Genomic DNA, 7629 nt, shown 5'->3' with positions numbered 1-7629 from the left:
CGTACCTTCATCTCTTAGCCATTCTACTGGGATAAAATCAGTGGGTTGGCTTGTAAGATGACTCGCTTTAACAAGTTCAGTTTTAAAATAAGATTGGACCTCACTGAGGAGACGTAAAGCCTCTTGAGCTTGTGGGTATTGAGCATAAGTTCGCATGGACAGTCCTGTATAACATAAAGAATCAAAAATACGTAAAAGCATAGCTTATTGAGTGTAAGATAAAATCTTTATACATAGCAACCAGAGAAACGCGAATTCAATGGCTAAACCAAACAAAAAAGGGCCAAGTAAAACAGTACAGATCTACTGCGTTAAATGTAGAACTCTGTTATATAAATACCGAAAAGGAGGGAAAGGATCCTTAGTTAAATGTTTTATTGAACGTATTGTTGATAATTACACCACTGAGCCTTGTATATGTCCTGAATGTAAAGGAGTCTTTGCCAGAGAAACCATAATCCGAGGTACGCCAGCCTATAAGATGATTGGTGGAAAAGTAATGATGAAATAAGATAAACTATTCGTATTCGTCTGAAATTATAATATACTGATTAAATTGATTTTTATTTCGACACTATTTAATAGGATGTTCTGTTGATAAATAAACGCTTTCTAGTGTCTTTACTGTTATTGATCGGTTTCTCTTCACAAGCGGAGAGCTTGGCGACGAAGATTGATAGCTTTAAAAAAGCGTTTAAAAAACAACAAGCCGTCGAAATATATGACATTCGCCTGATACAAAAAGAATATCCTACTGTACTATTGTCGCCCGATACACTTCTACCGCAAACTGCCTCTTATCCATTTAAACAGCTACAACAGTTGTATAAAAATGCACAAAACTGTACGGGTCCTTGGCCTGTGAGCCCGTTGGTCGGTGAGCCATTAGTGTTGATCCGTGCGATTTGTAAAGGAATTAGTTTGCCAACAAGTTGGTTTGCTCGTTCAGGGATGATCCATCCTGGTGGTGGATCTTATGCATATAGATATGTGGAGAAATTCCCAAAGAAATTAACTAGCTTAGCGCCTTATATGCATATTAAAGAGCGTCCATTAGCACAAAAGGGAACGCTACTTCGTCATTTACAGAAGATGGATGATAATGCAATTAAAGCAATCATCAGTGGTTCAGATACCATTATTGCTGACCAATTGCTTTGGATAAGAAAAGGCAGCAGATACTACCTGTATCCAATCGCGTTAAAGTTACAGAATTTAGATAAATTCGACTTAGACATGTCAGAATTTAATCAAGGTGATAACTGTTACGTAAGAAATGGTAATGTATGTTGGCAAGATGAAAGTAATTCACAAATGCTTTCCTATATTGTTCTATTTCTAATCTTAGCGAATTTATGTTTAGCTATTGGCTGGGGGATATCTCAGTGGAATAGTAAGCGACGAGAGATGAAAAGCCAAATGTTAGTACTGCAAATACTAACGCATGAATTAAGAACACCGATAGCGAGCTTAGGTCTAACGGTTGAAGGCTTTAGAAGGCAATTCGAATCGTTACCTGAGTCACTGTATGATGAGTTTAGACGCTTGTGTGAGGATTCTAGACGCTTACGTCAATTGGCAGAAGCAAGTAAAGATTATTTACAATCAGATGATAAAGGATTCTCGACTGATTGGATCCCTTCTGTTGAAGAGTGGCTTAGTTATCGTTGTATGGAATACAGTCAACCTGTCGCCTTTAAAATTAACAAAGACTCGGCGATTAAAGTGAATATTTACTGGTTAGGAAATTGTATTGATAACTTAATTAGTAATGCTCATAAATATGGAATACAACCAGTAACGTTGAATGTGACGGTTGAAAATAAAAACATAAAAATTGAAGTCATTGATGGCGGACAACTTACTAAAGCAAATTGGAAAGAATTAAAAACGCCTTTTGTTAGTAAAGCAGGGTTAGGTTTAGGCTTGACTATTGTTGAATCAATGATCAAAAGAATGGGAGGCACCATGATACTTCAAGGGCCACCAACAACATTTATATTGGAGATACCTTGTGAAACAGACAATCCTACTCGTTGAAGATGATAAAAACTTAGCTGATGGTCTTATAGTTAGCTTGGAAGAAGCAGGATACTGTTGCTTACACTCTGAGAATGCCACTAATGTATCAAAGTTATGGCCTGACGCTGATATTGTTATTCTTGATCGTCAGTTACCAGAAGGCGATTCTCTCACTTGGTTGTCTCAATGGAAACAGATTAAAGATGTTCCTGTTATTCTATTAACTGCATTGGTTTCAGTAAGAGATAAAGTGACGGGACTGGATTCAGGTGCTAATGATTACTTAACAAAGCCTTTTGCTGAAGCTGAATTACTGGCACGTTTGCGTGCGCATCTGCGTTCACCAGAATCAGATGAAGTGAAAACTCAATTAACTGTAGGAAACCTATTGATTGACACCTCGACGAGAGATGTTATTAACTCAGGTGACAACGTAACATTGACGCGCACTGAATTTGATCTTTTACTTTTCTTAGCGTCAAACTTAGGCAAGGTTTTCACAAGAGACGAATTGCTGGATCAAGTATGGGGCTATAACCATTTTCCTACAACGCGTACTGTTGATACGCATATTCTACAACTTCGTCAAAAGATCGTGGGGATAGAAATTGAAACCCTACGTGGCGTTGGCTATAAAATGAAAGCGTAAGATTGATGATGATTAAACGAAAAATTGCCACGATTATTGGTTTTTTTTGTTTAGTACTGGGTACTAATGCAAGTGGAGGAGGCTGGTTTAACGAGCAATCTGCACTCTACAGTGCCCATAAGCAATTCTTAGAAGGTAATTCTTTAAAAGGGTTTGAAACATCAATTGAAGTGCTACAGAGTTCGACTGAAAATAATATTATTCGAAATATAGATAAGTTAATAGGTAGTGCGATTTCTAAAAATTGCGGTCGAGACTTATCAACCGTGATTATTCCAAATTGGTTAAATACGGTAAGCATTCAGCGAATAATTATCCAAAGCCCTGGTCGGTTACATCATCGTTTAATTGTCCAGTTTGATAGTAAAAAGAAGATATCCAATATCTCTTTTGTAAAGTGGCCAGATAAAGAACAGCTAACGAACCCTTCTATAAAAACAATACCGACTCAAGATGAGAGTATAATACAATACATTTATGCCACAGAATCGCTTAACAACCGAGTGAAAAATGGGTTGTATAAGTTAATTATTACTGCTGATGATAAAGAAAATACGCAATGGGAATCATGGGTTGTGTTAACGACACCAAAAACTGAAATGTCGGTGTCTTGGTTAGGTAAAAATAAATGGAAGACAACTCAAACTGGTTTACTTAAATCGAACTGTCCTTTACCTGAAATGGCGGTAGGAATTTATGATCATCAAGATAATGATTATATTAAACTATGGGAGCAATTTTATGATGAACAATACCCCCAAAAGTTACCATCAACCGATGTATTACCTGGCAGTTATATTTTAAGCGTTTCGTTTAATCATAAACACTTCCAAGGTCCGATATCGATTCAAGAAGTACAAGAAATAACGAAAGTCATCAATTTCGATGATCCTGAAACTGTAGAGAGCAACTGATGTTAGATGTACCAATAACCCATGAAGAGCAACAGAAAGCAGTAGAAAAAATACAAGAAATGATGCGTCAAGGCATCAGTAGTGGTGAGGCCATTAAAATCATTTCGGATCAAATTCGTGCTGAAATTGCAGAAAAAGTAAAGAAATAAAATGAAACCGAGAGCATAGTATCTCGGTTTTTTTATTATCTCATCGCTTCTTCTATTTATGACTTCAATTCATTCATATTTTATTTGTTTCCTGATTATTTATTTTTAGTATAGATATAAATATCTGGTTTTTCCTAAAGTTACGATTACTAACGCCGATAAAGAGTTAACTATATTTATTAGGCTTATAAAAATGAAACAGTGGATAAAAATTGGCTTACTTTCGTGCGCTGCTGCTACCTCAACTCAAGTAAATGCGACAAATTACAGTGTTGATGGTCGTATTGATGCGATGGGTGGTGCAGGAACTGCTTCTGCTGATTATCTCACTGGTGTTTTTTATAACCCTGCTTTAGTGGCAATTTATAGTCGTAAGGATGATGCTGGCTTATTGTTACCAAGTTTTGGACTTCAAATGATGGATCGTGGTGGCATCGTTGACGATGTTGAACAAGTTCAACGTGGGTTTGATAAATTAGTAAAAAATGATCCTTCTGGTCATCTTGATATCGAATCAGGTTTAAATAACTTAAACGGTGATGCATTAAGTTTTAATGCTGGTGGCGCAGCGGCAATAGCGATCCCTAATCGCTATCTATCAATGGCATTTTACGCAAAAGCATCGATGGAAGGGCTAACATTACCGGATATAAATGCATTAGGAGCGACTTCAGATGCGTTGGAAATGGCAGATACAACAGCAATTGGCACGGTCGCACTAGGGTTAATGGAGGCGGGTGTTGCTTTTGCAGGTTATACTGACTTCTTAGGTCAAAATATTACAATTGGTGTCACGCCAAAAATCCAAAGTTACCTAACGTATACTTATGTAGAAAAAATCAATAATTTTAATTTTAATGGCTATGATAAAAATAAAACCACAGGTAACTCATTCAATGTAGATGTTGGTGCCGTATGGTTTTATGGGCCATGGCGTTTTGCCGCAGCAGGTAAAAATTTAATTAAAAATGAAATTGAAACAGCAAAAGTTGATGTTCGCTTTACAGATACACAAAATTCTGGAGCTGATTTAGGCACTAAAAGCTACCAATACAACTATGAATTAACACCGACATATACCGCAGGTGTTGCCTTTATGACTAACTATTTCATTTTGACGGCTGATCTAGATTTAAACGAACAAGAACGCTTTGTTGGATTAGACGATAACGTACAAATGTTTAGAGCGGGTGCTGAATTTGATTTATTATACCAAATTCAACTTCGAGCTGGTTTCAAGAAAGATTTAGCAGGCACCTACGATGATGCATTTACCGCAGGTATTGGTTTCTCACCCCTGAATATGTTCCATTTTGATTTAGCGGCTGTTTATGCGGTTGATTCAACGTATGGTTTTTCAGTCAATATGGCTTACGAATACTAAATCTGTAATAATAGACTTACCTTACTTCAATAAGAATTCATTATGACTAAAAAAGCAAAAATTGGCATCGTAACTGTTAGTGATCGTGCAAGTGTTGGTATCTATGAAGATATTTCTGGTCCAGCAATTATCGCAACACTCAATGATTACCTAACCTCTGAATGGGAACCTGAGTATGTTGTTATCCCTGACGAGCAAGATGTCATTGAAAAAACATTAATTGAATTGACTGACGAGAAAGGGTGCTGTTTAGTTGTTACAACTGGTGGAACGGGTCCTGCAAAGCGTGATGTTACGCCAGAAGCGACAGAAGCTGTTTGTGATCGTATGATGCCTGGTTTTGGCGAGCTAATGCGTGCTGAGTCATTAAAGTTTGTTTCAACGGCAATTTTATCACGACAAACAGCAGGTTTACGTAAAGATTCACTAATTGTTAACTTACCTGGGAAACCAAAGTCGATTCGTGAATGTTTAGATGCCGTTTTCCCAGCGATTCCATACTGTATTGATTTAATGGAAGGTCCATTTCTTGAGTGTAATCAAGACGTAATTAAGCCATTTAGGCCTAAAGAAAAATAAAACATTTTGCAGTAACTTATAAAGCCAGTGCATGATTATGGACTGGCTTTCTAGCATTTTTTCTCTTTTCTTAATTTCTTTAATGCTTTCTTTTCTTTTAGTCCCTCTTTATATTCCTTTCCCTCGCTGAAACTGAGCAGTTTATTTACATGAGTTAATGTTCTGTCAAGAGTTTCACACCGTTTTGGCTGATGATATTTGTAATACTGCTTGATTGATTTTGAAAAGCTAGGGGTTGAAAGCAGCAAGGTTATTGTAAACATAATTATATATTTCATAGAGAGCTCAATGAGTAGACAGGGGAAAAGTGTACCTTGAATCATTAAAAAAGTTTATAAAAAATATGACTTTGTGAAAGAGTTCATAGATAAAGACCAAGGAATCAAATTGATAAATATAAAAATGTTAACTAGGTCACCTTGTTAATTATTAATTACTAAATAGTGAACCGTATAGGGTATTTTTAGTTATAATTATACTGGTTACTATTAATGGTATAAATAAATGCATATCAGACCCAATACACTCTCTTTTTCTTTGTTTTTGGTTTCATCAAGTGCATTGGCCTTAGACGCCGATTTTGATTTATTAATGTCAATGAGCCTCGAAGATCTTTCAATGCTAGAGGTTAATGTAACCAGTGCTTCTAAAAGAGAGCAGAGTATATCTGATATTCCGGCTGCTATTTATGTTATCACCAACGAACGTATTGTACGATCGGGGGTGAAATCCATTGCTGACGTACTTTCACTTGCTCCCGGTATCGAAGTCAGCCAATTTAATGAATCCAGTGATTTTGTGTCATCTCGTGGTTTTCATGATGGCTTATGTGATCTTGAAACGTATACGTATAATAACTCATGCAGAGCTTATGAAACCGAACAATCTGTCTATGGTAGGGTTTCTTATGAGTTTTAAGTTACTTAAACAACTATCATATGCTTGGATATTTACTATCGGATCAAGTTTGTGTGCTCAGGCGGCTTATAAGGTACACCAAATAGAAGCGGTTTATATTTTTAGAATAGCGAACTTTATTCAATGGGCAGATGAAGATATGGATTCATCACTTGTATTTTGTGGTGACGAGCAAGACCCAGTGATCCAAACGTTATTAAAAATAACAACGAATAAAAGAATTCAAGGACGTGCTGTTAGTGTTTATACCAAGACATTAGATAGAAACAGACATTGTAATATTTATGTAGCGAACAGCAAAACTGAAGTGGGTTTCCTACAAGGGTTAGACAATAATATTTTAACGATCAGCAGTCGAGACAATTTTACAAAAGACTCAGGTATGATTGAATTAAGACAAGTTGAAGGGAAAGTAAAACCGACAATAAACCTTGATAATTTGTCTAAATCACCGTTTAAAATAAGCTCTCAACTTCTTCGTTTATCTATCATCGAGGGAGGGACCAAGCCATGAAATGGATAGAAAAAGCGTCGTTAAGACAGAGACTATCATTCCCTATAATTGCCTTTACATTGCTATTATTTATAGTATTTCAGGGATATAACTATGTTAGTACTTACCATATTCAAAAAGAGAACCTAATAAATCGAATTAAAGTGTTATCAAATGGAGTCAGTGTCAATTTACAAGCGGCTTTATTATTTGATGATGAGTTTACCGCCGCTGAAGTACTTAATGCATTCAGTGCTGATGCTGAAATTTTGCAGGCGTTGTTACTAAAAAAGGATGGGTCATTATTTGCGGATTATCGTAAAGATGGGTTAGTCGCTCAGGCACCGAACATGGCATTACAAGCTGAAATTCTTGAACGGGGTTACGCGATAGGAAAGCATGCCATTTATATACTTATACCTGTTCGCTTGAATGATGAAAAAATAGCAAAAATCCGATTAATTGTTTCTAAGGCTGAACTTAATGCAACAAAAGAGCAAGCCTTACAGATTGCATTTAGT

The 7629-nt window shown here is 36.4% G+C and carries 10 protein-coding genes; all 10 read left to right on the top strand.

Annotated features, from left to right (window positions below):
• The first annotated feature begins 259 nt into the window (after positions 1 to 259).
• Positions 260 to 511: a hypothetical protein gene (locus Q1K78_RS16540; protein WP_300181434.1), complete on the top strand. Its 252-nt coding sequence runs from the start codon at positions 260 to 262 to the stop codon at positions 509 to 511.
• Between the two features lie 83 nt (positions 512 to 594).
• The gene (gene vxrA / locus Q1K78_RS16535; RefSeq protein ID WP_300181432.1) at positions 595 to 2040 is read left to right on the top strand and encodes a sensor histidine kinase VxrA; all 1446 of its coding nucleotides are present in this window, start codon (positions 595 to 597) and stop codon (positions 2038 to 2040) included.
• Complete coding sequence (locus Q1K78_RS16530) at positions 2015 to 2671, top strand: response regulator transcription factor (protein WP_300181430.1); 657 nt, start codon at positions 2015 to 2017, stop codon at positions 2669 to 2671. Before vxrA ends, Q1K78_RS16530 begins: the two co-directional genes overlap by 26 nt.
• A 5-nt stretch (positions 2672 to 2676) precedes the next feature.
• A complete protein-coding gene (locus Q1K78_RS16525) occupies positions 2677 to 3585 on the top strand; it encodes a DUF2861 family protein (RefSeq protein WP_300181428.1) in 909 nt (302 codons plus the stop codon).
• Positions 3585 to 3734, top strand: coding sequence for a YoaH family protein (locus Q1K78_RS16520; RefSeq protein ID WP_300181426.1), 150 nt, complete (start codon positions 3585 to 3587; stop codon positions 3732 to 3734). The genes Q1K78_RS16525 and Q1K78_RS16520 overlap by 1 nt, the downstream gene beginning before the upstream one ends.
• Positions 3735 to 3927: 193 nt before the next feature.
• Entirely contained in the window at positions 3928 to 5118 is a 1191-nt protein-coding gene (locus Q1K78_RS16515) for a conjugal transfer protein TraF (RefSeq protein ID WP_300181424.1), read from the top strand.
• A gap of 42 nt (positions 5119 to 5160) precedes the next feature.
• Positions 5161 to 5697, top strand: a complete 537-nt coding sequence (gene mog / locus Q1K78_RS16510) for a molybdopterin adenylyltransferase (protein ID WP_300181422.1) — start codon at positions 5161 to 5163, stop codon at positions 5695 to 5697.
• Positions 5698 to 6201: 504 nt separating this feature from the next.
• Positions 6202 to 6615, top strand: a complete 414-nt coding sequence (locus Q1K78_RS16505) for a Plug domain-containing protein (RefSeq protein ID WP_300181420.1) — start codon at positions 6202 to 6204, stop codon at positions 6613 to 6615.
• Positions 6605 to 7129, top strand: a complete 525-nt coding sequence (locus Q1K78_RS16500) for a YfiR family protein (protein ID WP_300181418.1) — start codon at positions 6605 to 6607, stop codon at positions 7127 to 7129. Before Q1K78_RS16505 ends, Q1K78_RS16500 begins: the two co-directional genes overlap by 11 nt.
• Positions 7126 to 7629: CHASE sensor domain-containing protein (locus Q1K78_RS16495; RefSeq protein WP_300181416.1), on the top strand; the 504-nt coding region annotated here is incomplete at its 3' end. The genes Q1K78_RS16500 and Q1K78_RS16495, both read left to right, overlap by 4 nt.

It is taken from the genome of uncultured Aliivibrio sp. (assembly GCF_946479765.1).
Classification (GTDB): Bacteria; Pseudomonadota; Gammaproteobacteria; order Enterobacterales; family Vibrionaceae; genus Aliivibrio.
The sequence above is the reverse complement of the archived record's forward strand: the minus strand, read 5'-3'. Positions and strand labels throughout refer to the sequence as shown.